Source organism: Hymenobacter sp. BT491, assembly GCF_014349165.1.
Taxonomy (GTDB): Bacteria; Bacteroidota; Bacteroidia; order Cytophagales; family Hymenobacteraceae; genus Hymenobacter; species Hymenobacter jejuensis.
The window spans coordinates 26,043-50,604 of record NZ_JACSJJ010000006.1; the positions used below are offsets into that span (position 1 = coordinate 26,043).

Genomic DNA, 24,562 nt, shown 5'->3' on the forward strand with positions numbered 1-24,562 from the left:
GCCGCACCCCATGAAAGCCGACGTCAGCATCGCCCACGTCCTGCCGCCGTCCGGTTCGCACCGGCTGCTGATTAAGAACATGGTGTGTCCGCAGTGCATCCGGGTGGTGCGCGAGGAGCTGACGGCGCTGGGCCTGACGGTGCACCGCGTGGCCCTGGGCGAAGCCGACGTAAGCACGCCCGACGGGGCGGCCCCCGACTGGGCAGCCATCCGGGCCAGCCTGCAGGATGCCGGGTTCGAGCTGCTGGAAGACCCCCGGGACCAGTTGGTAGACCGCATCAAAACCCTGCTGGTGGCCCTGATTCACTACCCGCCGCCCGGCCCGCGCCTGCTCAACTACTCGGATTATCTGGTGGAGCACCTGAGCAAGGACTACCACTATCTTTCCCATTTGTTCTCCGCTGCCGAGGGCCTCACGATTGAGAAATTCATCATCCGCCAGAAGGTGGAGCGCGCCAAGGAACTCATCGGCTACGGCGAGCTGCCCATGGCCGAGGTGGCCCAGCAGCTCGGCTACAGCAGCCCGGCGCACCTCTCGCGCCAGTTCCGGCAGGTGACCGGCCTCACCCCCACCGAGTTTCAGCGGCTGGGACCCGCCAGCCACGCCCGCCGCAGTTTGGACTCGCTGATTTGAACTGGAAATTATGTAAGTCGGGGTCTCACTGTTATAAATCCTGGGAAGAGGCGGTCCGTTTTAGCAATCTAAAAACCATCCTCCCAACTTGATTTTATGAACAAGCTATTTCGCCTTCCCCTGCTGGCCCTGCTGCTGGCTTCCGTTACGCTCGTTTCCTCGTGCAACAAAGACGATTCTGACAGCCTGAAAGTGCAGGCCCACGACCAGAACACCATGATGACCCTCATGCACGACATGATGAAGAAGATGGATGCCATGACGAAAACCCAGGACCCCGACCAGGACTACGCCATGATGATGGTGATGCACCACCAGGGAGCCATTACCATGGCCCAGGAGGAATTGAAAAATGGCAAGGACACCCAGATGCGGGACCTGGCCACGCGCATCATTGCCGCGCAACAGGCCGAGATTACGCAGTTTAACGCGTTTTTGGCTGGGCACCGGGTGGAGACGCCACTCGTACCGGCGTTTAACACGCGCCAGATGATGGCCATGGATAAAATGATGCGTGCCAACGACCTGCGCGTTATCACCGGCAATACTGACCGCGACTTCGCCCAACTGATGCAGGACCACCATCAGAGCGCTATCGAAACTTCGCAGGCCATTCTGGACCTAGGCCGGCACATGGAAACCAAGGCTCTGGCCCAGCAAATTATTGATTCCCAAATGATGGAAATAAAGGAGATGCAGGAATGGCTGCTCAAGAATAAGGGCTACTAAGGCCCCGGCGTTTGCGCTACCTGGCAGAAGCAGCGGGCCCCGATGGCTCGCTGCTTTTTGTTTTTCCGGTTTCGCTGCGCCGGCTATATACCCATCCCACGGGCGCTCCGAACGGCTGGCCGTGGGAGTTGGCCCCGCTTATTGGCGGCCCCCGGGATTCTGCGCATCTTCGTGATTCCATTTATCCCGTTCCCTTTTATGTCGGCCGCACTACCGCCCCTTATCCAGCAATACAAGGCTGATTCCGAGTCTGTTTACAACACCTGGTTCATCAACAACGAGGAGCGCCTGAAGGCCTTCCGCTCCATCCGGCGCGGGGTGCAGCAGGTGGTCAAGGACATCAAGGCCGGCAGCTTCGGCAACGACTTCAAGGGTACCTCGCTCGAATTCGTGCTCAGCGTTATCAGCGAGCAAAAGCAGGTGTTCCAGGGCGCGGCCCACCCCTTCTACTGGAAGCCCAAGCTGCGCATTCCCGATATTTACGAGCACGAGGATAACAAGCGGGCCTTTGGGCAATTTCTGGAAAGCTGCCTGGCCGCCACCACCGAGCAGCAACTGCTCAAGGAAATTGACATTCTCGACCGCCGCAAAATCAAGGGACTGGGGCCGGCCGTGGCCAGCATCCTCTACTTCCTGCACCCGACCCTGATGCCGCCCTGCAACACGGCCATCGTCAACGGGTTCAACGCCTTGTTCGGGGAGAAAATCAAGCTCGGCTCCTGGTCGGAGTACCTGCGGATGCGTGACCGGCTGCGCGACCTCAACCAGGAGCACCGCCAGCATCTCAGCCTCGACTACGGCGCGCTGAGTGGGCTGCTCTTCGACGTGGGCGTGAAAAAGATGATTGCCGGCGACCAGCAGTTTGCCACCGACGAGGACCGCGACAAGTACCAGCAGCAGGCCCAGAAGCGCCACAAAGAGGTGCAGACCGAGGCCCAGGAAGAAAACCAGCACACCGAGATGCAGCACCACCTGCTGCGCATCGGCAAGGCCTTGGGCTGCGACGTGACCACGGCTATCAACGACCGCAACCGCCTCTGCGGCGGGCAGAAGCTCTCGTTTCTCTGCCTCGACCAGCACCCCGAGCTGCCGGTGCCGGCCGATGTGGCCAGTACCATCCGCCTGATTGACATCGTGTGGTTTGCGCCCGGTACGAGTAGAGTGGTGGCGGCCTTCGAGGTGGAGAAGAGTACCAGCATCTACAGCGGCATCCTGCGCCTGACGGACCTGGCGTTTTCCATGCCCGAGAACGAAACGGCATTGTACCTGGTCGTGCCTGATGCCCGCGAGAAGGAGGTACAGGCTCAGCTCTCGCGGCCAGCCATCCGGGCCGCCGGGGCGACTATCCACTACATTCTGTTTTCCGAGCTACGGCAGCATTGCGAGGCGCTGTGCAAGTTTGGGGACTCGCCTGCGGCCATGCGGAAGATTGCAAGAGGAGTTTAGGGTGCAGGTTTCGCTGCTCAGCACAGCAGGGTCAGGTATTCTGTTGCACAAACGCAACAAAGACGTTATATTTGACCTTCTTTGTTGCGCCTATACAACATGAATTGGTACTCTCTTTCCGACTTGGCCATCCTGCGCGAGCTGGGCAGCAGCCTGCGCCAGATTCGGCTCAACCGCAACCAGTCCCAGCAAGCGGTGGCCGACGCCGCGGGCATTGACCGGGCCACGCTGAGTCAGATTGAGCACGGCCGGCCCACCTCGCTGCTCACCTTCGTGCAACTGCTGCGCACGTTGGAGCAGCTCGATTTGCTGGATAGCCTGGTGACCAAAGCCGAAATCAGCCCCCTGGCGCTGGCCCGCCTCGCCAAAAAGCAGCGCCGCAACGCTTCTCCCGCCTCGTCCACTCCTCCCCCACCCCCACCCGCTGAATGGTAGACCTCGCTTTTGTTCGCTTGTGGGGCCAGCCGGTCGGAGTCGTGCGTTGGGACGCGGCCCGGTCGCTGGCCACGTTTGCCTACGACCCCGGCTTTGTGAAGTCCGGCCTGAACGTGGCGCCACTGCAGATGCCGCTGACGGCCCGCGCCGACCAGGTATACGCGTTTCCGCGCCTGAACCCCGACACCTACCACGGCCTGCCCGGGCTGCTGGCCGATGCGCTGCCCGACCGGTTCGGTAATCAGCTTATTGACGCCTGGCTGGCCACGCAGGGCCGCGCCCCCGCCGACTTCTCGCCGGTGGAGCGCCTGTGCTACATCGCCAACCGCGGCATGGGCGCCCTGGAGTTCGAGCCCCAGGTGGGCAATGTGGCCGCGACGGGAGGCGAATCACTGGAAGTGGCTGCGCTGGTGGAGCTGGCGCAGCAGGTGGTGGGCCAGCGCGAGGCCTTCCAGGTCAACCTGCGCGACGGGGCAGCTGATGGGTTAGCGGCCCTGCTGGCCGTGGGCACCTCGGCGGGTGGGGCCCGGCCCAAGGCCATTATTGCCTTCAACGAGGAAAGCGGCGAAGTGCGCTCGGGCCAGGTGAAAGCCCCGTCCGGTTTCGGCTACTGGCTGCTCAAACTCGATGGCGTGCGCGACCTGGCCCTGGCCGACCCCCAGGACTTTGGCCGGCTGGAATATGCCTATTACCTCATGGCCACCGCCAGCGGCCTGCAGATGAGCGAGTGCCGCCTCTACGAGGAAGGGCCGCGGGCGCACTTCATGACCCGGCGCTTTGACCGGACCGCGGAGGGGGAGAAAATCCACGCGCAGACCCTGTGCGCGCTGGCCCACTACGACTACAACCAGCCCGCCTATTCCTACGAGCAGGCCTTCCAGGTCATGCGCGACCTGCGGCTGCCCTACACGGCGGCCGAGCAGTTCTTTCGGCGAATGGTGTTCAACGTGGTGGCCCGCAACCAGGACGACCACACCAAGAACATCTCCTTTCTGATGGATACGGCGGGTCAGTGGCAACTGGCCCCGGCCTATGACGTCGCCTACGCCTACCAGCCCGGCAACCGCTGGACCAGCCAGCACCAGATGGCCCTGAACGGCAAGCGGGACGGCTTTACCCGGACCGACCTCAAGGCCGTGGCGCGGGAAATGAACATCCGCGGGGCCGACGAACTCATTGACGACGTGCTGACGCACGTGGCGCGGTGGCCGGAGTTTGCCGCTACGGCTGGCATGAGTGAGGAACGCACTGCCGCGATTGCGCAAGCGCACCGGCAAGTAAAATAGCTGGGAGCCGGGCAGTTGTCACCCGAACCACTGCCGGAGGCTCTCCTCTGCGGGCAGGATGCTTGGGCTTGTAAAATAAGCGAGCGAATGTAATGGGTGCGTCAGCGCCAGCAATGGACAAACTGCCAGGGAGCAGGATTTCATTATCAGCTGCTGGGTAACCAGCATGAAAGCGAAAAGCGGCAAACGAGGCCTGATTCGGTTTTTTGATTCTTATTTAAGCGTTTGCTTAAATAAGAAAGTAGTAATTTTGGGGAAATCAAGAGTTATGGCCGCTTCCTGCATCCGCGTCTTTGCTGACGCCGCCCACATTGAACACAGCAAGCAGCGCCTGGCCGCGGCTGCGCCGGGCATCGAAGCCGTGGCCGCCGTGCTGGCCCTGGCCGGCAACGAGGTGCGCCTGAAGATGCTGTTCCTGCTGCTGGACCAGCAGCAGCTCTGCGTGTGTGACCTGGCCGACGTGCTGCAGATGAACGTGTCGGCCATCTCGCAGCACCTGCGCAAGCTCAAGGACGGGGGCGTGGTGCAGGCCCGCAAAGTCGGGCAGACGGTATTCTATACCCTGACGCCCGCCCTGCGACCCCTGGTGCAGCCCCTGCTGGCATCTGTTTCCACTTCCCTCACTGCCCCAGTCGCATGAACCATTCAGCTTCTACTCCCACCAGGTCGCTGGCCGGAACGGGCCTGCTGGCGGCGCTGGCAGCCTCGCTGTGCTGCATCACCCCGCTGCTGGCCATCGTTGGAGGGCTGGGGGGCGTCGCTTCCACTTTCGCGTGGCTGGAGCCCCTGCGCCCCTACCTGATAGCGCTGACGGTTGGCGTGCTGGGCTTCGCCTGGTACCAGCAGCTCCGGCCCGCGCCCGGGGCGGACGACGACTGCGGCTGCCCCGTGCCGGGTAATCCCTCCCTGATGCAGTCGCGTGGCTTTCTGGCGAGTGTGACGGTGCTGGCCGGGCTGCTGCTGGCATTTCCCTATTACAGTGCCCGGTTCTACCCGTCGGCGGCGCCCAAACCGGTGGCGGCGGTCCGCGCTGCCCCGGTGTGGCAAACCAGTTCCTACCGCATCGGGGGCATGACCTGCGAGGCTTGTGCCCGCCACGTCGAGCACGCCGTGCAGCAAGTGCCGGGCGTGCAGCGCGTGCGGGTGTCCTATGACCAGGGCACCGCCCAGGTACGCTTTGACTCAAAAGTGACTCCCGTTGCCCAGGTAGAGAAAGCCATCAACGGCACTGGCTACCTGGTGTTGAACCCCACCACCGCCCACTAATCGTCCTGGCTATGATTCCCCTCACGCCCCCTGCCACCACGACTCCCGAACTGACCTCGGTGCTCACCTGCCCGTTCTGCCAGCACGCACAAGCCGAGCAGATGCCCACCGAGGCATGTCAGTGGTTCTACGAGTGCACCAGCTGCGGTACGGTGCTCAAGCCCCTGGCCGGTGACTGCTGCGTGTTCTGCTCGTACGGTACGGTGCCCTGCCCACCCATTCAAATTCAAGGGCGCGGCGGGTGTTGCAGCGCCAACTGAACAGGCTGAGCGATGCGCAGGCGGAGCCTGGTTTAGAGGGTATAATACTGGCTTATCAGCACCAGGACGCCCACGGCAATGTAGATGCCGAAGCGTTGGAGTTTCTGCGCTGGTTTGTGGTGGTTACACATAGCCCGCCAACAGCGAGTGGCTGCTGACGGGTTCCAGTTGGTCCGCACTCGTGTTGCCCCCAAAAGGAGCAAGTCAATGAGAGTGCGGCCGCATGGCCCGATAGGCAGCAAAGAGATAGCCTTGCCGCTAGTATCAGGCTACGCTGAAACTGGTCCGAAAACCAACGCCTGGTCCCCGGTTAGATTCATGATTTGCAACGGACATTGGCCGGGAACAGCTTCGCGTTGGGCCTACTTCAGCTGTCCCCGGCAGGCAGTACATCCGCCGCTGGATGACCAGCGCCGAGAGCACCGTGAGCCCGCCAATGGCCGCCAGCGCGGCCCCCAGGCCAAAAGCATCAGCCAGCAGGCCGGTGAGCAGTGCCCCAATGGCGTAGCCGGCATCGCGCCAGAAGCGGAAGATGCCCACGCTGTGCGCCCGCTGCGGGAGCGGCGCGTACTCGGCCACGGCCGCCAGGAACGTGGGGTACACCAGCGCCGTGCCCGCCCCCAGCAGCGCCGCCAGCAGCACAAACACGGGGTAGGTGTCGGTAAAGAGCATGGCCAGCAGCACCGCCCCTTGCAGCAGCATACCCCAGAACAGCAGGTCCTTTTTACAAAGTCGGTCGGCCAGCGGGCCGGTGAGCAGCTGGCCCAGGCCCCACACGGCCGGGTACACGGCCGCCACGGTACCGATTTGGGTGAGCGTAAAGCCCTTGCTGGCCAGCAGCAGCGGCAGCAGGCCCCACACCATGCCGTCGTTGAGGTTGTTCACCAGCCCGGCCTGCGTGACCGAGCCCAGGTTGGGGTGCCGCCACGTGACGTCCCAGAAGGAAAGTGGCGGGCCGGCCGGCGCGGCCGGGGCCTGCGCCGCTTCCAGCGCTACGTGGTGGCGGGTATCGCGCACCAGCAGCGAGCCCAGCAGGCCCAGCACCGCCAGCCCGATGCCCAGGTAAAACGGGTAGGGCCGCAGGCCGTATTCGGTGGCCAGCCAGCCCGAGGCAAAGGCCGTGGCTGCCACGGCCAGGTAGCCGGCCGACTCATTCAGGCCCATGGCCAGGCCGCGCTGCTTTGGTCCCACGAGGTCGATTTTCATGACCACCGTGCTCGACCAGGCCAGGCCCTGGTTTATTCCCAGCAGCACGTTGGCCGCAATCACCCAGCCCCAGCTGGGCGCCCAGAGCAGCAGCAGCGGCACCGGCAGCCCGAACAGCCAGCCGATGACCAGCAGGTTTTTGCGTCCAATCTTATTGGCCCAGGCTCCGGCGTAGTAGTTGGCCACGGCTTTGGTGAGGCCAAAAACGACGATGAAGGAGAGAATGGCCGTGCGGGCCACCAGGTGAAATTCCTGCTCGGCCAGCCGCGGCAGGATGCTGCGCTCCAGCCCCACCATGCCACCGACGAAGGCGTTGACAAGGACCAGCAAACTGAACTGCCGCCAGTTTTCGCGCAAACCAAGTTGAGTAGTCATATAAAGAGGGGGAATAGCGAAGTGGTTACGGGTGCACGAGCACCCAGCCCTCGGCCTGGCGGATAATCAGCTCGCCGTTGCCGGTGGGCACGATTGAGATATAGGGCAGCATATCGTCCTTGGTCAGCTTGTAGGCCTTGAGCGAGTTGGCGCACTGGGCCAGGATGACGCCGGCCTGCTGCAAAGCCAGCACGTCGGCCTCGTAGGGCTGGTCTTTTTTGAACACGACCGTGCCGCCGCTGAACACCACCAGCTCCAGCTCCAGCTTGCCCTTCAGGCGCGGGTCTTCGAGCGCATTTTTCATGTTGTGCAGGGTCTGGTTGATGAGCTTGGGCTCGCTGCTATCGAGCTGGTACACGGCGCGATAGTGCTTTTGGGTGGCGGGCGCACCCGCGAAGCTGGCGGCTTTGGCGGCAAAGGCGGCGTTGGGCGGCGTGAGCACGGGCGGCGTGGCGGGCGTGGTGGCGGGGGGAGTAGCGGGCATCGTAGCAGGCGTTTGGGCGGTGGCGGTGAGGGCCGCGCCGGTCAGCAGCAGCGCGGTAAGCAGGGGGCGAATGGTCAGCATGGAAGCAGGGAATTGGGAGGGGATGGGAACGGGTCGGCGACCCTAAAAATCGTAATTCAGGATGAGATTGAGCTGGTGCAGGTCCACCTTGTTCACCACGTAGCGGGCCTCGCCGTAGGTGGCGCCCAGGCCGCCCTTGTAAATGTAGAGCAGCTGCCCGCGCAGGCCCCGCGCCCAGCCGCCAAACGGGTAGCTCACCGAGGCGTTGAGCTGGCGGTACGAGGGCATGCCATACTTATTGAGGGCGAAGTCGCGCACATCGGGCAGGTAGTAGTGGCCGTAGCCGATTTCCACTTTCAGCCCCGGCACCCGGGCAAAGGTGCGGCCGGCCAGCAGCGCCGCCGCGTCGAGCCCGCCGAAGCCTTCCTCCCGCTCGCGGGGCAGAAAGGTGTAGAGCGGCTCGCGGCCCCACTCGCGCGGAAACAGGAAGCGCCCGGTGCGGGTGATGCGGGTGTAGTTGGCGCTCACGCTCCAGGGGCCGCGCTGGTAGCCCAGGCGGGCGCTCAGGGCATGGGCCTGGCGGCCGGGGGCGCTGTAGGCCAGGCGCGGGTCGGCGTTGCCGCCGTTGCCCACGGTGCGCTGGTAGTGGTACTGCCCGCTCAGGCTGAGCTGGCCCGCGCCCACGGCCCAGCCGGTGGTGGCTTCCGCCATGGTGGCGTTGAACAGCTTGTCAGCATAGTAGTTCCAGACCTGCACGCGGGTGCGCGGCCCCAGCTGCCGGCTCGCGCCAACGATGCCCAGGCCCCGACTGCTCAGCTGCCCGGCGTAGCCCGCCCGCTTGCCGGTGTCGTCCACGCCGGTGGGGTACAGGCCGAGGGAGTTGGCCACCGAGGCCCATTCCGACGTGGAGCGCGTGGCCATGTGCGTGAGCCAGCCGGCCGTGAGGGTCGTGTTTTTTACTTCGTTGAATTCCAGCCACAGGCCCTGCGCGTAGTTCGGGCTCAGGCGGCCGTCCTGCGGGTTGAGCAGGGGCGTCACCAGTAGCTGCCGCCCAAACGTGGCCACCGACTGCCGCCAGCGGTAGCGGGCGAACAGCTCCTCGGGCCGCCCCGTGAGCTGGCGGCGGGCGGGGGCAGTCACGTCAAACAGGCCCACCTCGAAGCGGCTCACCGCCCCGGTGGCGGGGTCGGGCGTAGCCAGGTCGTTGGAGGCCAGGTTCGCCCAGAAAAACCCGCCCACGCCCAGCTGAAAGCCGTGCAGCGGGGCCGTCTCGAACCGCGCCCCGGCCCCGAGGCCGTTGGCGTAGTAGTCGGGCCGGTCGCCCTGGTTGAGGGTGGCCATGAAGTAGTTGCGCACCCGGCCGTGCCACTGGCCCCGCCCGAAGGCTTCGGCCAGCGTGCGGGCCTGCACGGTGTCCGCCGGTGGCGGGTATGGCAGGAGCTGGTTACGGCCCGTGACGGACCGCGTGGGGGCGGGCTCGGCCTGCTGCGCCCGCGCGGCGGCTGGGGCCAGCAGCAGGCCGGCCGCGCAAAAACGAAGAAGGCGGTTCATCACAAGGGCGGGTTAATTGGCTTTGGCCGGCTGCGGGTGGGCGTCCTCGATGGGCTGATACGGCCCGTACTTGTGCTGCTTTTCGGAGAACTTATCCGCGTAAGGCCCGAAGGGATGGTCCACCGGCTTTTTACTGATGTCGGGCCAGTCGCGCGGCGTGGCCATATGGGGGCGGGGCTGTGAATTCACGAACGCGGCCACGTCCCAGGCCTGCTTGTTGGTTAGCTGCGGGTGGTCGAAGGTGGCCCCGAAGGGCATGGCCGCCTTCACGTATTTGGCAAAATTCGACACCCGGAACAGGCCCGCGTCGTCGTTGTAGCTGGCCGGTCCCCACAGCGGCGGGTACTGGTAGCCGCTGTTATCGGCCAGCTGCTGACCCTGGCCGGCGGGGCCGTGACAGCTCTGGCACTTGGCCGCGAACACCGCTTCGCCAATCACCGGGTCGGCGGCCCGGTCGAGGTAGGGCAGCTTCATAAAGCCCGTGCCGTACACCTTTTTCCCTTTGGGAATGTCCTTCCCCAGCCACTTGATGTAGGCCACGATGGCGCGCATCTCGCGGCTGCTGTCGGGCACGGCGCGGCCGTTGAGGCTGCGCTCCATGCAGTCGCCCACCCGCTGCTCGATGCCCACCACCGACCCCGAGCGGGCGCGCATTTTGGGATACGTCGAAGCCACGGCCAGGTAGTTGTTGGCGAAGCCCTGGGTGCCGGCCTGCAGGTGGCAGTTCTGGCAGTTCATCCCGTTGGTGAGGTGGGCCACCGAGCCGTTGGGGCCTAGGTACTGAGCCGTGTGGGCAATCAGCTCCCGCCCGTAGCGAATCTGGCGGCCGGCGGCTGTGCGCGGAATGGTGGCCGTGTCCGGGGCCGGCGTGGCCGGGCGGTGGTAGCTGCCCACCGGGGGCGGCCCCTGGTTGGCTTCGTCCTCCGTCGCCACGGGCGCGGGCGCGGCCGGCGGCCCGTAGAGCTGGGTAACCACGACCACGATGACCAGCACCACGGCCGCCGTCAGCACCATCAGCAGGCGCACGAGTTGGGGCAGCTGCTGCACCCGTTCATCGGTGGGTTTCATGGCGGGGAGGCGTTAAAAGTGAAGCGGTTAGTAGGGCAGCTTTTCGCGTAGGGCGCTGTAGGTCCAGGTGCCAGCCAGGGCGGCCAGAATGAGCACGGCGGCCGAGCCGACGCCGCTGCCCAGCTGCGCGAACAGCGGGCCGGGGCAGGCCCCGGTGAGTGCCCAGCCGAGGCCGAAGATGAAGCCCCCAATCCAGATGCCGTGGTTGAATTGCTTGTCGGCCAGCTTGATTTCTTCCCCATCAATCGACTTGAGGCGGTTGCGCTTGATGAGCTGAATGGAAATCATGCCCACCAGAATGGCCGAGCCGATGACGCCGTACATGTGGAAGCTCTGGAAGCGGAACATCTCCTGAATCCGGAACCAACTGATGACTTCGCTTTTGGTGAGAATGATGCCGAACAACGTGCCCAGCACCAGGTATTTGAAATATTTCATATGCAGTAAGTGAGTTCGGAGGAGGAATCGCGCACGCCCAGCAGGCGCACCACGTTGGCCGGGCCGGCGTGGAAGCTGCCTTCGTGCAGCACCACGCCCAGCGCGTGGTTTTCCAGGATATTCAGCCCGGCAAAGTCTTCGGCCAGCGTGGCCGGCTCGTAGAGCAGGTCGGCGGACTTGGGGCCGCCCGAGGGCAGGCCCAGCTGGCGGGAACTGAAGGCTTCCAGGATGAGGTGGCCGCCGGAAGCCAGGCTGGCGGTAGCGCCGGCGTGCACCGCCCGGCGGTCTTCGGGCGCTAGGTGGGCATAAATGAGGCCCACGGCGTCGTAGTGGCCGGGGCGTAGCCAGCCCAGCGCCGTCAGGTCCGCCACCTGGTAGTTGAGGCGCACGCCCTGGGCCACGGCCAGGCGCAGGGCCTTGGCGCGGCCCTCGTCGCTGAAATCCACGGCCGTCACCTGCCAGCCGCGCTTGGCGGCGTACACCGCGTTGCGGCCCTCGCCCTCGGCCAGCAGCAGCAGGCGGCCCGGCGGCAGCGCCTCCAGCTGCTGGCGGAAGTAAGCATTCGGCTCGGTGCCGTAGGCGTAGGTTTCGCCCTCGTAGCGGGCATCCCAGAAATCAACGGCGGTGGGGGCAAGCGCTTCCATAAAACGGTGATTAAAGGGATTAAAACAGCATCGGATAAATCACCCAGGTCATGAGCAGGCCGCCGGCGAAGAAGCCGATGACGGCCACCAGCGATACCCATTGCAGGTTCGAGAGGCCCGAAATAGCATGGCCCGAGGTGCAGCCGCCGGCGTAGCGCGTGCCGAAGCCCACCAGAAAGCCGCCCAGCACCAGGAACACCCAGCCTTTCCAGTTGGCGAGGTTGTCGAGGGCAAACAGCTCGCGGGGCAGCAGGCCGGTGAAGTCCGTGAGGTGCATTTCGGCTTTCAGGTCCCGCACCGTGGCGGCCGAGATGCCGATAACGTCGGGGTGGCCCATGAGCCGGTAGCCGATGAAGCCGCCCAGCGCGATGCCGAGCACGAACACCAGGTTCCAGATTTCGGCCCGCCAGTTATAAGTCAGAAAGGGAATGCCGGCCGGCACGCAGGCCGCGCACACGTGGCGCAGCGAGGAGCTGATGCCCAGCGCCTTATTCCCCACGAGCAGCAGCGCGGGCACCGTCAGGCCAATCAAAGGGCCGGCCACGTACCAGGGCCAGGGTTGTTGCAGGAGTTCAAGCATGAAAACAGAGGTCGTAAGGAGATAAGCTATTTATTTAGTGGTCAGCTGCTCCGGCCAGTCGAGCACCCCGCCGAGCAGGTTGCTTACCTGCGCGAAGCCGGCGGTGGTGAGCTGGCCGGCCGCGTTGGCCGAGCGCGCGCCGCTGCGGCAGTACACGTAGGTGGGCTTGGTTTTGTCCAGGGCGGCCACGCGCTGGCCGAAGTCGGGCGCGGTGACTTCGATGTTGACGGCGCCGGGCAGGTGGCCGGCGGCGAATTCGTCGGGCCGGCGCACGTCCACGAGCACCGCGCCGGGCTGGCGCAGGCCCTCGGCAAACTGCGCGGGCGTAAGGTTTTGAAAAGCAGGAGCGGAAGTTTTATTGAAACCGAACATGACGGAGGAGTATCAGAAGTGAAAAGGAAAGCATGAGAATTAGCGGATAATGGCCCCGGAACTGATGCCGGAGCCAACCCGTCAAAGGGATTAGTGTGCCGCCGTCGCGGTCTGGAAGGACTTAACGGCCTCGCTCAAATCCAGCACCTCGGTGCCGGGCAGGGCGTCGGCCACGATGCTGCTGCCGGCCGCCGAGCGGTAGCCGCCGGCGCAGTGCACCACCACCGGCTTATCGGTCGGAATCTCGCCGGCCCGCTCGCGCAGCTCGGGCAGGGGAATGTTGATAGAGCCCTCGAAAATGGGCTCGTCGCGGTGCTCCACGGGGTTGCGGATGTCCACGATGGTATAGTTCTCCGGGTGCTCGCGGAAGGTCGGCACATCGAGTACCGGCATGGTGGCCTCGGTGGCGGGCGTGCCCACCAGCGCGCCCTTAATCAGCGGCTCGTAGCCGATTTTGGCAGTTTTTTGAATCAGGTCTTCCCGCGTGGCCTCGTCGGCCGCAATCAGGTAGAACGACTCCTCCGGCCCCACGATGGAGCCCAGCCAGGTTTCGAACTTGCCGCCCTGCTGGATGTTGATGGCCCCGTCCACGTGGCCCTTTTTGAACTCGGCTTCGGGCCGGGTGTCGATGACCACTGCACCGGCTTCCAGCGTCGTGCCGGGGGCCAGGCGCGGCACCTGCTGCACGCTCAGGGCGTAGGCGGGCGCGCCGGCCTTATTTAGGGCCACGTCGTAGCCGAAGTATTTGGGAATGAACGGCTGGTCGGCCAGCAGCTCTTGCACGAACTCCTCCTCACTCATGGGACGCAGCATGGGGTTGCCGGCTTTTTCGGCCCCAATGCTGCTGCTGTTGGCCCCGCTCAGGGCCTTGCCGCAGAGCGAGCCCGCGCCGTGGGCGGGGTACACCAGCACGTCGGCGGCCAGCGGCATCAACTTATCGCGCAGCGAGTGGTACATCTGCCTGGCCAGCTCCTCGCGCTTGGCGGTCAGGTTACCCGCCTTTTCGCGCAGGTCGGGCCGGCCCACGTCGCCGATGAAGAGCGTATCGCCGGTGAACACGGCCACGTCCTTACCCTCGCGGCTGAGCACGATGCTGAGCGAATCGGGCGAGTGGCCGGGGGTGTTCAGGGCGCGGAAGGTGAGCTTGCCCACGGTGAACTCCTGGCCCTCGTCGAATCCCTCGTGGGCATAATCAGCCCCAAGCAGCTTGCTCACGCGGATAACGGCTCCGGTAGCCTGCGCGATTTCCAGGTGCGACGACACGAAGTCGGCGTGGGGGTGGGTTTCGATGACGGCCACGATTTTGGCCTCATTGGCCTTGGCGTAGTCGTAGTATTGCTGCGGGTTGCGGGCCGGGTCGATGAGGACGATTTCGCGGGCGCACTCGCTGAGGATGGCGTAGGAGAAGTGGGCCAGGCCCTTGTCTTCAAACTGTTCGATTTTCATGGTTGGCAACGAAAAAACGGGTGAAAGAAACGGGAGTGGAAAAGCGGTAATTGATTGATTAGACGTGGTGGAACAGCAGCTCTTTGGTCAGAATGAACGTGCCCATGGCCAGCGTGAACCAACCGAACGCCGGCTTCAGCTTGGCCCCCGGAATGAAGCGGGCCAGGTAGGTGCCGAGCACAATGCCGCCGAGGGCAAAGGCGAGGAAGCCCAGTAAAAACGACCAAGCGATGGGCGTGCCCGCGCTGAGGTCGCCGGTAAAGCCGATGAGTGAGTTCAGGGCAATGATGGCCAGGGAGGTGCCCACGGCCAGCTTCATGGGCAGGCGCGCGCCCAGCACCAGCGCCGGAATGATGAGGAAGCCGCCGCCCGCCCCCACGAAGCCCGTGAGCGTGCCCACCACCAGGCCAATGGTGAGAATGAGCGGGTAGTTGAAGGCGTGCTTATGGTGCAGCTCTTCGTCCAGCACCACTTCGGCCTGCTTGCTGCGAATCATCGACGTGGCCGCCCCCACCATCAATACCGCAAAAGCCACGAGCACCAGCAAATCCTTAGTGAAGACGATGCTGCCCACCGTGAACAGCACGTGCGGAATGGCCGGCATGAGCACCTTGCGCACCGCAAACACCGCCATTAGGGAAGGAATCAGAAAGACGATGGCGGTTTTCAGCGACACCAGCCCCTTGCGGAAGTAGCCCGAAGCACCGACCACCGAGGTGCTGCCCACCACAAACAGCGAGTAAGCCGTGCTCAGCACCGGGCTTACGCCCATCAAATACACCAGCACCGGCACGGTGAGGATGGAGCCGCCCCCGCCCATAATGCCGAGCGAGAGGCCAATGAAGATGGCGGCGAAGTAGCCGAAGTAGTGAAGCATGGCGGGTGAGAAGAAACGTATGAAATTATGATAGTTTGTTCATGTGTTTTGGTAAAAAAAAGCCGCGCCGCTTACAGAAAGGTGCACGCAGCCAGGCACTGAATCACATCAATGACTTCGCGCATTTTCAGCGAATAAAAGATGTTCTTTCCCTCGCGGAAGCTACTCAGGATGCCCTTGAGCTTCATGCCCGAAAGGTGGTGCGACAGCAGGCTTTGCTCTACGTTCAGCCGCTCACTGATGTCGGTCACGGACAGGTTGTCGTGAGCAGCCAATAGTTGCACGATGGCAATGCGCGTGGGGTGGGCCGTGGTTTTAAGAATGAAGGCCACTTTCTCCATTTTTTCAACGGAGAGGCCCATATCAACGGAAGGAGGGGTCGCTGCAGTCATAACTCGTACAAACTTATGAACATTTGTTCATTCATACAAGTGTTGCCCCTACATTTGTTCCCGCCAGCTCATCTTTCCTGGTTCTATTTCCATCGGCTGGGGCCAAAGGAACTTGATAAATATCCCGGCCCACTCCTTCATTTTCCGCCCATGAACCGCAAGTCCCTCACCTCCTGGTTGCCGCTGGCCCTGTTTGCCCTCGTCCTTTTCACGCCCCTGCGGCCCATCGTGCTCGGCGGCTTGCAGCGGGGCCTGCTGGCCACCGGCCTATGGAACGCTGCCGCGCCCGCGACTCCGGCCGCCAAAATGCCGGTGGTGCTCACCGGCGGCGCAAATTACCCCCACAACCTGCCCCTGGTTACGCTCGATGGCAAGGCGATTAACCTGAGCGACCTAAAAGGCAAGGTCGTATTCGTGAACTTGTGGGCCAGCTGGTGTCCGCCCTGCCGCGCCGAAATGCCGGGCATTGAAGCCCTGTACAAAAAAGTCGACCACTCGAAAATTGCCTTCGTGATGCTCTCGCTCGATGATGACGCGGCCAAGGCCCGCAAGTTCGTGCAGAGTCAGGGCTACACCTTTCCCGTGTTCCTGCGCACCGGCAACCTGCCCGCGCCATTCGATTCCAACTCTATCCCGTCCACCGTTATCCTCGGGCCCGATGGGCGGGTGGCCGCCCGCCACGATGGCATGGCCGAGTACGATACGCCCGAGTTCAAGGCCTCATTGGAGCAGCTGGCGAAATTGGCCCGCTAGGCTACTTCAGCCGTGAACAGCCACGGCCGGGCAGGGAGGCGGGGCTTTTACCACTACACATTCAGTTAAGCGTTTTGCGAGTGCGGGTATTGAGCTTGTTATTCAAGGCAATAACAGTGCGCCTCATTTTCGCTTCTCGGGATGGTGGCGGAGCCAGGCCTGCACCTGCTCTATTTCCCGCTGCTGGTCCTGCAGGATGAGGTAGGCCACTTTTTGCAGGGCCTCGTCCCGCCCGAGCTCCAGCTCGGCCCGCGCCAGGGTGATGGAGTTCTGGTGGTGGGGCACCAGCAGGGCCGCAAAGTCGCGGTCGGTGCTGCCCGTGCCGGCATCTTCCTGCTGCGGACTGCTGGGCGCGTGGAGGGAGTCCGCGCCGGCGTCCAGCCGGGCAATACTGCGGTGGGCGGCGGGATGCAGGCCACTGGTAGCCGCGTCCAGCAAGCGGCCAAACCGTTCGCTTTGCATCGTGTGCTCCGGAAAGGCAAGGGGCAGCGCCCGCAGGCGGCGGATTGCCGATTCCAGGCTGAGAATGAGTTGCTGGTGGTCGTGGTTGATGTGCTCGGCCGCAGAACGTAAGGCCGGGTCTTGCCCTTTATTCAGTTCCAGGGCCGACATGGCCACCGCGGCCCGGTGGTTTTCCCGCAGCAGCAAGGCAAAGTATAGGTCGAGGTTGTCGGTCAGCGGCAAGGCCCGGGAGCGTTCCACCATGGTATGCAAAGCCGCCATCATGGTCGGCGGCAGCTCACTTACCCCGGTCCCGTTGGTATCATCAGCCGACCCCTGGCAGCCGCTGGCCAGCAGGGCAAGGGCCAGTACCATGCTTACGAAAGCGCGGACGGGCAGAAGCAAGAGCCGGTGGCCGGTGGATGGATTGCTCATGCCGTGGTCGTACTGACGACGTGACTGCAGGCCTCGGGCTCGCCCTGCTGCGTTTCGTGTTGCACATAGTATTCCAGCAAGGTGCCCGGGGCAAAAGTGTCGGTATCGAGGAAGGGCGAGCGGGCGTTCACGGCCACGCGCTGCCAGGGCGCGGCCTCGCCCCCCACGCGACGAAACACGTGAGCGACTTCCAGCATTTCTTTGGAAAAATCAATGTGGCGGCCGGTGGGCTCCAGGGTCAGGTCGATTTTGGCGGTGTGCATAATAGGAGAATAGAGAAATGAGCTAGGCAACCATGCCCAGCAGGAGAAACAGCAGAAAGCCCACAAAAAAGGCCAGCGTCATGAGCGGGGTTTCGGGTTCTTCGTGGGCCTCGGTCAGCAGCTCCTCCGTAACGAGAAAGAGGAGCGCGGCCAGGCCGAAGGAAAGCACGATTTCGAGCATATTGCCGGTAGCCCCCCGCAGCACGGTGGTGCCGATGCCCGCCCCAATGAGCAGCATGAGCGAGGTGCCCGCCACAATGGCCACGGCCCGGCCCTTGCCGTGGCCGTCCTGGCGCAGCTCCACGGCGGTGGCCAGGCCCAGCGAGAGCAGCTCGATGGTGAGGGCAATGGCCAGCAGCGTGCCTTCCTTGGCCCCGGCAGCAAAGCCGATGCCGAGCAGCAAGCCGTCGATGAAAATGTCGATGCCAATGGCCACGAGCAGGCCCCACGGCAGCGCGGCGGCAGTGGCCTGGGTGGGGCCGGAACCGGTGGCTGTTGGCTGGGCTTCTTTGCCGGCGGCTTCCTTTTTTTCGAGGCGTTGGGTGAAGTAGCGCAGCCCGAGCATGGTGGCTACGCCGAGGCCGAAACCAAGGGCCACTTCGTAGGGGGCGTGGTGCTGGACGATGTCGGGCAGTAGCTCGACGGCGACCACGGAGAAGATGACGCCGGCCGCGAAGTGCAGGATGGCGCTGCGCAGCTGCGGGCCGGGGGCGCGCCACACGGCCAGGGCCGCCCCGGCAATCATGACGACGGCCGGCAGCACCGAGAAGCCGAGCATGGTGGTCCAGGGCGGGGTGACGGCGGTGGGAATGGTGAGCAGCATGGGGGAGCTAGTTGGTGGGGTGGGCTTTGAGCCAGCGCTGGTACTGCTTGATTTCGGCCTGCTCGTCGCGGACAATGCGGCGGGCGGCGTCCTTCAGCTCGGCGTCTTTGCCGAAGGCCAGCTCGACCTGGGCCAAGGCCGCGCCGGTTTGGTGGTGCACCTGCATGAGGGTGGCAAAGTCTGCGTCAAGGGTCCCCAAGGGGAGCGGCAGCTCACGCAGCGGTGCCAGGGCGGCCGCGATGTGCCTGACAAACGGGTCCCGGGCATTGCCGGGCCGGTATTCCTGCCCGCCGGGCGGCTCCCGCGTCAGGGCCAGGGTGAGGACGTGGTTGTCGCGCTCGTGGCCTTTGAGCACGTGCTGCGCCAGCGCGCGCAGCGTCGAATCCTTGCCCTGCGCCACTTCGACGGCTGCCAGGCGCTGGGCCCCCACGTGGTGCACCTGCATCAGGCGGGCAAAGTCCTGGTCCCAGCAGCCAATGCGCCGCACGGTATCAAGCTGCCGTCCGAGCAGCTGCAGCGTGTCGCGCAGCAAGGTTGGGCGCTTCGCCGCCGGCGCGGGTTTGGCGCCGGCGTGAATTTCCTGCTCGTGCTCGTCGGTGTCGTGCCGGGAGCTGCAGCTGCCCATGGCCAGGCTCACACCGAGCAGCAGCAAAAAGATAGGGTGCGTTTTCATGGCAGTGGATGGTTATGAACGGGGCTTACTCCAGTGGCTCGATGTGGACCAGCACGTTGTACACGGCCGGCTTGGCCCGGATGATGGCGGCTTTGACGGCCCCGGAAATAAAGTGCCCGTCCCGCACGCTGATGTCGCCGTCAACAATCACGTGCAGGTCAGCAAAGTACTCAAAGCCCATTTTGCGCACGAAGCACTTCTCGGTGGCCAGCACGCCGGGCACGGTTGCTGCCAGGGCGCGGATATCCTCGGTCCAGGTGCCTTCGGGGGCCTCATCCATGATTTCGCCAAAGGCCGGCCGGAAGATGTGGTAGGCGTTGTAGACGATGAAGCAGCAGGCCACCAGCGCGGCCCAATCGTCGGCGGCCTCCCATCCTTTGCCGCCGAGCAGGGCAATGCTGATGCCCACGAAGGCCGTGCAGGAGGTAATGACATCGGCCCGGTGGTGCCAGGCGTCGGCTTTCACGGCGTTGCTGTCGACCTCCTCGCCGACTTTATTAACGCGCCGGTAAAGCGTTTCCTTGATGATAATCACCACGGCCAGCACCGCCAGCGTGAAGGGCGCGGGCAGCTGGTGGGGCGTAATGATGTGAATAATGCCTTCGGTGGCGATGTAAGCCGCCGCCCCGAGCAGGGCCACGGCGACCATGATGGCGGCCAACGGCTCGGCTTTGCCGTGGCCGTAGGGGTGGTTCTCGTCGGGCTCGCGGGCGGCATGGCGCAGGCCGAGCCACACGATGAGGGAGCTAAAAATATCGGTGCCGGACTCGATGGCTTCGGCAATGAGGGCGTAGGAATGGCCCAGGACGCCGGCCGTGCCCTTGCCGAGCACCAGCGCAATGTTGGCCCCAATGCCAATGAGAGTGGAAGTTTGGCCGCGCTCGGCCCGTTCGCGGTTGGTGGGAGCGGCTTGAGTGGAAGTGGACATGGATTAAGTAGTAACGAATGGGCTTAAACGAATTTGGGACAGGTACAGGGCTACGCCAATGCCAACAGCCGCCGCCAGCCCAAAGGGCAGCAAAGGGCCCTGCCACTGCCACAGCAAACCGGCAAAGGCACTGGCAACCAGGGCCGCGATGCTGCTCAGGCCCCCGAGGGTGCCCAGGGCCGCGCCCGCATCGGCTTTGGCGCAGAGGGTGCTCACCCAGGCTTTGCCAATGCCTTCGGTGGCGGCCGCGTAAAGCCCGTAAACGGCGAACAGCGAGCCAATGGCCCACGCGTTGGTGGCCAGCGCCATGCCCCCGTACACGCCCGCGAACACCAGAAAGCCCGCGACCAGCAAGCGCCGCGGGCCCAGGCGGTCGGCTAGATGGCCCAGGGGCCAGGCGCTCAGCACGTAGGTCAGGTTGTAGAGCACGTAGCAGCCGATGACGGCCGTGGCCGAGAGGCCCCGCTGCCGGGCCAGCAGCAGCAGAAAGGCATCGGAGGAGTTGAACAAGGCAAACACCAGCAGCGCGCCCACCACGCGCCGGTACGCCGGCGGGGCCACCCGCCAATAGCCAAACGAGGCCCAGACGGGCACCACCGGCCGGCCCGAGGGCACGGCTTGCCGCTCCCGCAACGCAAAGCTGATGCCCACGGCCAGCACCCCCGGCACGAACGCCCACAGAAATAAGGGCCGGAACTGGCCGGGGTGGGCGGCCAGCCAGGCCAGGGCGGCCAAGGGGCCGAACACGGCCCCCAACGTGTCCATCGACCGGTGGAAACCAAACACCTTGCCCCGGTCGGCGGGCGTGGTTTCGTCGGCCAGCAGGGCGTCGCGGGCCCCGGTGCGCAGGCCTTTGCCGAGGCGGTCGAGCGTGCGGGCCAGCAGCACCCAGGCGGGCGTGGCCAGCACGGCGAGCAGGGGCTTGGAGAGCGCACTCAGGCCGTAGCCCCCCTGCACGAAGGGCACGCGCCGGCCGAGGCGGTCGGACCATTGGCCGAAGTAGCCCTTGCTCAGGCCGGCCACCGCTTCGGCCACGCCTTCGAGCAGCCCGATGAAGAACACGGAAAAGCCAATGGATTGCAAATACAGCGGCATGACCGGGTAGAGCATCTCGCTGGCCAGGTCGGTAAACAGGCTGATGAGCGAGAGTAGCCAGACGGCCCGAGTGAGGTAGGCGAAGCGACCCATCAGAATTTCATGCGCTGAATCCGCACGGCGTTGAGGATGGCCAGCAGGGCCACGCCCACGTCGGCAAACACGGCTTCCCACATGGTGGCCACGCCGCCGGCCCCCAGCGCCAGCACGATGCCCTTCACGATAAAGGCCAGCCAGATGTTCTGCCACACTACGCGGTGGGTGGCGCGGGCGATGCGGCGGGCGGTGGCAATCTTGCTCGGGTGGTCGGTCTGAATCACCACGTCGGCGGTTTCGATGGTGGCATCCGAGCCCAGCCCGCCCATGGCGATGCCCACGTCGGCCAGGGCCACCACGGGCGCGTCGTTCACGCCGTCGCCCACGAAGGCCAGCTTGTGGCCCGCATCGAGGTACTGCTGCACGTACCGGGCCTTGTCCTCGGGCAGCAGCCCACCGTGGGCTTCGGTGATGCCCAGCTCTTTGGCCACGCGCTGCACGATGCTGTCCTTGTCGCCGGAGAGCATGACCAGCTTGCGGATGCCGTCGGCTTTCAGCTCCTGCACGGCGCGGGACGCGTCCTCCTTCGGAGCGTCGGCCACGGTGAGGTAGCCGGCGTACTGGCCGTCCACGGCGGCCACCACGATGCTGTCCACCACCTGGTCGACTTCCGGCGGGTAGGCCACGCTGAACTTGGCCAGCAGCTTGGTGTTGCCCGCCAGTACGTCGCGGCCATCTACTTTGCCGCGCAGGCCGTGGCCGGCGATTTCCTCCACGTTATCGACGGGCACCCCCGTCGCGGCCGCCCCGACGTGGGCCACCACCGCCTTGGCGATGGGGTGGGTCGATTTGGTTTCCAGCGCCCCCACCAGGCGCAGCAGCTGCTCGGGGGTGGTGCCGGCCGCCGGCTGCACCTGCTGCACGGCAAATACGCCCTGGGTGAGCGTGCCGGTCTTGTCCATTACCACGGTATCAATCTCGCGCAGCACGTCGAGGAAGTTGGAGCCCTTAAACAGAATGCCCGCTTTGGAGGCCGCCCCGATGCCGCCGAAGTAGCCCAGCGGAATGCTGATAACCAGCGCGCAGGGGCAGGAAATGACCAGAAACACCAGCGCCCGGTAGAGCCAGTCGCGGAACACGTAGTCGCCAACCACGAAGTAGGGTACCAGCACAAGCAGCACGGCCAGCCCCACCACGATGGGCGTGTAGATTTTGGCAAACTTGGTGATGAACTGCTGGGTTTTGGCCTTGCGGCCCACCGCGTCCTGCACCATGGCCAGGATTTTCGAGAGCTTGGTGTCCTGGAAAGCCGCCGTCACGCTCACCTGAATCAGGCTTTCCAGGTTAATCATGCCGGCCAGCACGGCCTCGCCCGGCTGCTTGGTTTGGGGGGCCGACTCCCCGGTGAGCGCGGCCGTGTTGAAGTTGGCCGCCGCGGTATTCAGCGTCCCGTCGAGGGCTACTTTCTCGCCGGGCTTCACTTCCATCACGTCGCCCACCTGCACGGCTTTCGGGTCGAGCACGAGCGGTTGGCCGTCGCGCACCACCGTCACTTCGGTGGCCTGGATTTCGAGCAGGGCCCGAATGCTGCGCTTGGCCCGGTTCACGGCCGCGTCCTGAAACAGCTCGCCCACGGTGTAGAACAGCATCACGGCCACGCCCTCCGGGTACTCGCCGATGGCAAAGGCCCCGAGCGTGGCCAGGCTCATGAGCAGAAACTCGTTGAAGATGTTGCCGCTGGGAATGCTGAGCACGGCGGCTTTCACCACCTTCCAGCCCACCAGCACAAAGGCCAGCCCGTACCAGCCCAGGCGCACGTAGCCGCTGAAAAAGCCGACTTTGTAGTAGTCCAGCGCGATGCCAGCCAGTAGCAGCGCGAAGCTGATGCCCGGCACCAGGTAGGGGTTGTCGCCAGCCGGGCCGTGGTCGTGGTCGTCGTGGTCGTCGTGGTCGTGGTCATCGGCTTCCACGGCGGCCCGGGCGGGCGGCTCCACGCTGCAGCAGGAGTCAGCGGGCGGGCGGGGCCGCTGGGAAGTGCCCCGGGCCTGCCCGGCGCGGCCATCCGGGCCTGCGGTCGGGGCGTGGTCGTGGCCGGGCACGTCGTGGCCCTGGGGCTGGGCGGCGGCTTCGGGCGTGAGCTGGTCGCGGCTGAGCGCGCCCACGTTTTCGGGCTGCACCTGCTTGGCGGTGTTCAGCTCTTCGTCGGTATTGGAGGAAGTGGGGTCAGGCATGGCAATAAGGTCAGGTGAGTTAGCTGAATTGGAGGGAAGCCACCGGGCTTACCAGTCCACGAAAAAAGATGGCGATGCCGACCCCCACGAGCACGGCCCCGATGAGGAGTTCCCGCCTCAAGTCAGGGGGTTGTGGGGTGAATCTTGGACGTGGCGGCGGCCATCACCCCGCGCCGCAGCAGCCCGGTGCCGGCCAGCAGGGCCAGGGCCACCAGCCCGCCGTAGAGAAAGGAGCCCGTGGCGAAGCGCGTGCCCAGAAAGCCGGCCAGCGGGTAGGCAAAGGCCCACCACAGGTGGCTCCAGGCGAAGTGGGCGCCGTACACGCGGCCCTGGTGGGCCTCGTCGGTTTGCTCGGCAATGAGGGTTTGGGTAGCGAGGTTGACGGCGTTCTGGCCCGCGCCGGCCAGCAGCCACAGGCCCATCAGCGGCCAGAGGCCGGCGTGGTTGGCCGGCAGCACGGCCAGACTGGTGAGCACCGCCCCGAGGATGAGAAAAGTAGTATGGGCGATGCGCCGGGTGAGCGCGCCCGCCAGCAGGGCCGCCGCCGTGGCCCCAATGCCGAAGGCGGCCATCACCCAGCCGTACTGCGCTTCGGGCAGGTGCAGCTGGCCGCGCACCAGGCCCACGGTGTTCACCAGAATCAGGGCGCCGCTCACGGCGGCCACCAGCTCCAGCAGCAGGGCGTAGCGCATCACGGCGTTGCGCCAGAGCAGGCGGGTGCCTTCGAGCACGGCGGCCACGGTCACGCGCTCGTCGTCATTCACCGAAGCCTCCTCATTGCGCAGCCGGGCCGGCAGCGTGAAAATCAGGATGCCGGAAATCAGGAAGGTGGCCGCATCAATGTAGAAGATGTCGCGGGTTCCCAGGAACGCGGCCACCGCCCCGGCGATGCCCGGCCCGAGCACGCCCAGCAGCTCGTTGGTGGCGCTGGACAAACTCAGGGCCTGCGGCATTTCGTCGGCCGTGGTCACGGCCGGCAGGGTGGCCTGGAAGGTAGGCGTGAAAAAGGCCGTGAAGGCATTGACGGTGAACATGAGCACGTACACCTGCCAGACCTGGGTGACGAAGGGCAGCAGGCCGATGATGACCATGCGCACGATGTCAGCCGTGACCATAATCGTTTTGCGGTTCAGGCGGTCGGCCAGCAGCCCGGCTAGGGGCGCGAGCAGCACGAAGGCCGTCACGCGCAGGGTCAGGGCGAAGGCCAGAATCTGCGCCGAATGGCTGCCGCCCAGCTCGAAGGCCAGCAGGGCTAGGCCTACCCAGGTCAGGGCATCGCCGAGCAGCGAGGTGGTTTGCGCGGCATAAAGCCGGGCAAAGACGGGGTTGCGCAGGCTGCGGAAGGGCGCGAATAGCGAGGAAGCAGGCATAAAA

At 64.8% G+C, this 24,562-nt stretch carries 28 protein-coding genes; 9 read left to right on the plus strand and 19 right to left on the minus strand.

Annotation, left to right across the window (positions count from 1 at the left end; all coding sequences use genetic code 11):
• The first annotated feature begins 10 nt into the window (after positions 1–10).
• From H9I52_RS20570 to H9I52_RS23130, 8 genes are all read left to right on the plus strand, one after another.
• A complete protein-coding gene (locus H9I52_RS20570) occupies positions 11–634 on the plus strand; it encodes a helix-turn-helix domain-containing protein (RefSeq protein ID WP_187455416.1) in 624 nt (207 codons plus the stop codon).
• Between the two features lie 96 nt (positions 635–730).
• Positions 731–1,363, plus strand: coding sequence for a DUF305 domain-containing protein (locus H9I52_RS20575; RefSeq protein ID WP_187455417.1), 633 nt, complete (start codon positions 731–733; stop codon positions 1,361–1,363).
• A 198-nt stretch (positions 1,364–1,561) separates the two neighbouring features.
• Positions 1,562–2,809, plus strand: coding sequence for a hypothetical protein (locus H9I52_RS20580; RefSeq protein ID WP_187455418.1), 1,248 nt, complete (start codon positions 1,562–1,564; stop codon positions 2,807–2,809).
• Positions 2,810–2,908: 99 nt separating this feature from the next.
• On the plus strand, positions 2,909–3,244 hold the full coding sequence (locus H9I52_RS20585) for a helix-turn-helix transcriptional regulator (RefSeq protein WP_187455419.1): 336 nt from the start codon (positions 2,909–2,911) through the stop codon (positions 3,242–3,244).
• The gene (locus H9I52_RS20590; protein WP_187455420.1) at positions 3,238–4,530 is read left to right on the plus strand and encodes a type II toxin-antitoxin system HipA family toxin; all 1,293 of its coding nucleotides are present in this window, start codon (positions 3,238–3,240) and stop codon (positions 4,528–4,530) included. The genes H9I52_RS20585 and H9I52_RS20590 overlap by 7 nt, the downstream gene beginning before the upstream one ends.
• Before the next feature lie 268 nt (positions 4,531–4,798).
• The gene (locus H9I52_RS20595; RefSeq protein WP_187455421.1) at positions 4,799–5,170 is read left to right on the plus strand and encodes an ArsR/SmtB family transcription factor; all 372 of its coding nucleotides are present in this window, start codon (positions 4,799–4,801) and stop codon (positions 5,168–5,170) included.
• Positions 5,167–5,796 (plus strand): mercuric transport protein MerTP, encoded by a 630-nt coding sequence (gene merTP / locus H9I52_RS20600; RefSeq protein WP_187455422.1) that lies wholly within the window; start codon positions 5,167–5,169, stop codon positions 5,794–5,796. The genes H9I52_RS20595 and merTP overlap by 4 nt, the downstream gene beginning before the upstream one ends.
• A gap of 11 nt (positions 5,797–5,807) precedes the next feature.
• Positions 5,808–6,056 (plus strand): GDCCVxC domain-containing (seleno)protein, encoded by a 249-nt coding sequence (locus tag H9I52_RS23130; protein WP_227787559.1) that lies wholly within the window; start codon positions 5,808–5,810, stop codon positions 6,054–6,056.
• A 264-nt stretch (positions 6,057–6,320) separates the two neighbouring features.
• On the opposite strand, the gene H9I52_RS20605 is transcribed toward H9I52_RS23130, so the two are convergent.
• From H9I52_RS20605 to H9I52_RS20655, 11 genes are all read right to left on the minus strand, one after another.
• Positions 6,321–7,637 (minus strand): MFS transporter, encoded by a 1,317-nt coding sequence (locus tag H9I52_RS20605; RefSeq protein ID WP_187455423.1) that lies wholly within the window; start codon positions 7,635–7,637, stop codon positions 6,321–6,323.
• 25 nt (positions 7,638–7,662) lie between these two features.
• On the minus strand, positions 7,663–8,202 hold the full coding sequence (locus tag H9I52_RS20610) for a DsrE family protein (protein WP_187455424.1): 540 nt from the start codon (positions 8,200–8,202) through the stop codon (positions 7,663–7,665).
• A gap of 42 nt (positions 8,203–8,244) precedes the next feature.
• Entirely contained in the window at positions 8,245–9,693 is a 1,449-nt protein-coding gene (locus tag H9I52_RS20615; protein ID WP_187455425.1) for an OprD family outer membrane porin, read from the minus strand.
• A gap of 12 nt (positions 9,694–9,705) precedes the next feature.
• Entirely contained in the window at positions 9,706–10,761 is a 1,056-nt protein-coding gene (locus H9I52_RS20620; protein ID WP_187455426.1) for a c-type cytochrome, read from the minus strand.
• 27 nt (positions 10,762–10,788) lie between these two features.
• On the minus strand, positions 10,789–11,199 hold the full coding sequence (locus H9I52_RS20625; RefSeq protein WP_187455427.1) for a DUF6691 family protein: 411 nt from the start codon (positions 11,197–11,199) through the stop codon (positions 10,789–10,791).
• Positions 11,196–11,843 carry a class I SAM-dependent methyltransferase gene (locus tag H9I52_RS20630; RefSeq protein ID WP_187455428.1) on the minus strand — a complete coding sequence of 216 codons (648 nt, stop codon included), beginning with the start codon at positions 11,841–11,843 and terminating at the stop codon, positions 11,196–11,198. Before H9I52_RS20630 ends, H9I52_RS20625 begins: the two co-directional genes overlap by 4 nt.
• Positions 11,844–11,862: 19 nt before the next feature.
• Complete coding sequence (locus H9I52_RS20635; protein ID WP_187455429.1) at positions 11,863–12,423, minus strand: YeeE/YedE family protein; 561 nt, start codon at positions 12,421–12,423, stop codon at positions 11,863–11,865.
• Positions 12,424–12,453: 30 nt separating this feature from the next.
• Positions 12,454–12,795, minus strand: coding sequence for a rhodanese-like domain-containing protein (locus tag H9I52_RS20640; protein ID WP_187455430.1), 342 nt, complete (start codon positions 12,793–12,795; stop codon positions 12,454–12,456).
• A gap of 90 nt (positions 12,796–12,885) precedes the next feature.
• Positions 12,886–14,241: an MBL fold metallo-hydrolase gene (locus H9I52_RS20645; RefSeq protein WP_187455431.1), complete on the minus strand. Its 1,356-nt coding sequence runs from the start codon at positions 14,239–14,241 to the stop codon at positions 12,886–12,888.
• A 58-nt stretch (positions 14,242–14,299) separates the two neighbouring features.
• Positions 14,300–15,118 carry a sulfite exporter TauE/SafE family protein gene (locus H9I52_RS20650; RefSeq protein WP_187455432.1) on the minus strand — a complete coding sequence of 273 codons (819 nt, stop codon included), beginning with the start codon at positions 15,116–15,118 and terminating at the stop codon, positions 14,300–14,302.
• Positions 15,119–15,189: 71 nt separating this feature from the next.
• Positions 15,190–15,510: an ArsR/SmtB family transcription factor gene (locus tag H9I52_RS20655; RefSeq protein ID WP_262386164.1), complete on the minus strand. Its 321-nt coding sequence runs from the start codon at positions 15,508–15,510 to the stop codon at positions 15,190–15,192.
• Positions 15,511–15,660: 150 nt separating this feature from the next.
• Here H9I52_RS20655 and H9I52_RS20660 point away from each other — a divergent pair, with 150 nt between their 5' ends.
• The gene (locus H9I52_RS20660) at positions 15,661–16,263 is read left to right on the plus strand and encodes a TlpA family protein disulfide reductase (RefSeq protein WP_187455433.1); all 603 of its coding nucleotides are present in this window, start codon (positions 15,661–15,663) and stop codon (positions 16,261–16,263) included.
• Between the two features lie 123 nt (positions 16,264–16,386).
• On the opposite strand, the gene H9I52_RS20665 is transcribed toward H9I52_RS20660, so the two are convergent.
• The 8 genes from H9I52_RS20665 to H9I52_RS20700 form a co-directional block, all read right to left on the minus strand.
• Positions 16,387–17,139 (minus strand): DUF305 domain-containing protein, encoded by a 753-nt coding sequence (locus tag H9I52_RS20665; protein ID WP_187455434.1) that lies wholly within the window; start codon positions 17,137–17,139, stop codon positions 16,387–16,389.
• Entirely contained in the window at positions 17,136–17,402 is a 267-nt protein-coding gene (locus H9I52_RS20670; protein ID WP_187455435.1) for a hypothetical protein, read from the minus strand. The genes H9I52_RS20665 and H9I52_RS20670 overlap by 4 nt, the downstream gene beginning before the upstream one ends.
• A gap of 22 nt (positions 17,403–17,424) precedes the next feature.
• A complete protein-coding gene (locus H9I52_RS20675; RefSeq protein WP_262386165.1) occupies positions 17,425–18,225 on the minus strand; it encodes a ZIP family metal transporter in 801 nt (266 codons plus the stop codon).
• Between the two features lie 7 nt (positions 18,226–18,232).
• The gene (locus H9I52_RS20680) at positions 18,233–18,898 is read right to left on the minus strand and encodes a DUF305 domain-containing protein (RefSeq protein ID WP_187455436.1); all 666 of its coding nucleotides are present in this window, start codon (positions 18,896–18,898) and stop codon (positions 18,233–18,235) included.
• A gap of 25 nt (positions 18,899–18,923) precedes the next feature.
• On the minus strand, positions 18,924–19,826 hold the full coding sequence (locus H9I52_RS20685; RefSeq protein ID WP_187455437.1) for a cation diffusion facilitator family transporter: 903 nt from the start codon (positions 19,824–19,826) through the stop codon (positions 18,924–18,926).
• A 3-nt stretch (positions 19,827–19,829) separates the two neighbouring features.
• Entirely contained in the window at positions 19,830–21,014 is a 1,185-nt protein-coding gene (locus H9I52_RS20690; protein ID WP_187455438.1) for an MFS transporter, read from the minus strand.
• Complete coding sequence (locus H9I52_RS20695) at positions 21,014–23,188, minus strand: heavy metal translocating P-type ATPase (protein WP_222940590.1); 2,175 nt, start codon at positions 23,186–23,188, stop codon at positions 21,014–21,016. The genes H9I52_RS20690 and H9I52_RS20695 overlap by 1 nt, the downstream gene beginning before the upstream one ends.
• Positions 23,189–23,310: 122 nt before the next feature.
• Positions 23,311–24,558, minus strand: a complete 1,248-nt coding sequence (locus H9I52_RS20700) for an MFS transporter (RefSeq protein ID WP_187455439.1) — start codon at positions 24,556–24,558, stop codon at positions 23,311–23,313.
• Positions 24,559–24,562 lie beyond the last annotated feature (4 nt).

What these genes read in the sequence shown, in the direction of transcription:
- H9I52_RS20570 (WP_187455416.1), top strand. Translation starts at nt 11, where the DNA reads ATGAAAGCCGACGTCAGCATCGCCCACGTCCTGCCGCCGTCCGGTTCG.
- H9I52_RS20575 (WP_187455417.1), top strand. Translation starts at nt 731, where the DNA reads ATGAACAAGCTATTTCGCCTTCCCCTGCTGGCCCTGCTGCTGGCTTCC.
- H9I52_RS20580 (WP_187455418.1), top strand. Translation starts at nt 1,562, where the DNA reads ATGTCGGCCGCACTACCGCCCCTTATCCAGCAATACAAGGCTGATTCC.
- H9I52_RS20585 (WP_187455419.1), top strand. Translation starts at nt 2,909, where the DNA reads ATGAATTGGTACTCTCTTTCCGACTTGGCCATCCTGCGCGAGCTGGGC.
- H9I52_RS20590 (WP_187455420.1), top strand. Translation starts at nt 3,238, where the DNA reads ATGGTAGACCTCGCTTTTGTTCGCTTGTGGGGCCAGCCGGTCGGAGTC.
- H9I52_RS20595 (WP_187455421.1), top strand. Translation starts at nt 4,799, where the DNA reads ATGGCCGCTTCCTGCATCCGCGTCTTTGCTGACGCCGCCCACATTGAA.
- merTP (WP_187455422.1), top strand. Translation starts at nt 5,167, where the DNA reads ATGAACCATTCAGCTTCTACTCCCACCAGGTCGCTGGCCGGAACGGGC.
- H9I52_RS23130 (WP_227787559.1), top strand. Translation starts at nt 5,808, where the DNA reads ATGATTCCCCTCACGCCCCCTGCCACCACGACTCCCGAACTGACCTCG.
- H9I52_RS20605 (WP_187455423.1), bottom strand. Translation starts at nt 7,637, where the DNA reads ATGACTACTCAACTTGGTTTGCGCGAAAACTGGCGGCAGTTCAGTTTG.
- H9I52_RS20610 (WP_187455424.1), bottom strand. Translation starts at nt 8,202, where the DNA reads ATGCTGACCATTCGCCCCCTGCTTACCGCGCTGCTGCTGACCGGCGCG.
- H9I52_RS20615 (WP_187455425.1), bottom strand. Translation starts at nt 9,693, where the DNA reads ATGAACCGCCTTCTTCGTTTTTGCGCGGCCGGCCTGCTGCTGGCCCCA.
- H9I52_RS20620 (WP_187455426.1), bottom strand. Translation starts at nt 10,761, where the DNA reads ATGAAACCCACCGATGAACGGGTGCAGCAGCTGCCCCAACTCGTGCGC.
- H9I52_RS20625 (WP_187455427.1), bottom strand. Translation starts at nt 11,199, where the DNA reads ATGAAATATTTCAAATACCTGGTGCTGGGCACGTTGTTCGGCATCATT.
- H9I52_RS20630 (WP_187455428.1), bottom strand. Translation starts at nt 11,843, where the DNA reads ATGGAAGCGCTTGCCCCCACCGCCGTTGATTTCTGGGATGCCCGCTAC.
- H9I52_RS20635 (WP_187455429.1), bottom strand. Translation starts at nt 12,423, where the DNA reads ATGCTTGAACTCCTGCAACAACCCTGGCCCTGGTACGTGGCCGGCCCT.
- H9I52_RS20640 (WP_187455430.1), bottom strand. Translation starts at nt 12,795, where the DNA reads ATGTTCGGTTTCAATAAAACTTCCGCTCCTGCTTTTCAAAACCTTACG.
- H9I52_RS20645 (WP_187455431.1), bottom strand. Translation starts at nt 14,241, where the DNA reads ATGAAAATCGAACAGTTTGAAGACAAGGGCCTGGCCCACTTCTCCTAC.
- H9I52_RS20650 (WP_187455432.1), bottom strand. Translation starts at nt 15,118, where the DNA reads ATGCTTCACTACTTCGGCTACTTCGCCGCCATCTTCATTGGCCTCTCG.
- H9I52_RS20655 (WP_262386164.1), bottom strand. Translation starts at nt 15,510, where the DNA reads ATGACTGCAGCGACCCCTCCTTCCGTTGATATGGGCCTCTCCGTTGAA.
- H9I52_RS20660 (WP_187455433.1), top strand. Translation starts at nt 15,661, where the DNA reads ATGAACCGCAAGTCCCTCACCTCCTGGTTGCCGCTGGCCCTGTTTGCC.
- H9I52_RS20665 (WP_187455434.1), bottom strand. Translation starts at nt 17,139, where the DNA reads ATGAGCAATCCATCCACCGGCCACCGGCTCTTGCTTCTGCCCGTCCGC.
- H9I52_RS20670 (WP_187455435.1), bottom strand. Translation starts at nt 17,402, where the DNA reads ATGCACACCGCCAAAATCGACCTGACCCTGGAGCCCACCGGCCGCCAC.
- H9I52_RS20675 (WP_262386165.1), bottom strand. Translation starts at nt 18,225, where the DNA reads ATGCTGCTCACCATTCCCACCGCCGTCACCCCGCCCTGGACCACCATG.
- H9I52_RS20680 (WP_187455436.1), bottom strand. Translation starts at nt 18,898, where the DNA reads ATGAAAACGCACCCTATCTTTTTGCTGCTGCTCGGTGTGAGCCTGGCC.
- H9I52_RS20685 (WP_187455437.1), bottom strand. Translation starts at nt 19,826, where the DNA reads ATGTCCACTTCCACTCAAGCCGCTCCCACCAACCGCGAACGGGCCGAG.
- H9I52_RS20690 (WP_187455438.1), bottom strand. Translation starts at nt 21,014, where the DNA reads ATGGGTCGCTTCGCCTACCTCACTCGGGCCGTCTGGCTACTCTCGCTC.
- H9I52_RS20695 (WP_222940590.1), bottom strand. Translation starts at nt 23,188, where the DNA reads ATGCCTGACCCCACTTCCTCCAATACCGACGAAGAGCTGAACACCGCC.
- H9I52_RS20700 (WP_187455439.1), bottom strand. Translation starts at nt 24,558, where the DNA reads ATGCCTGCTTCCTCGCTATTCGCGCCCTTCCGCAGCCTGCGCAACCCC.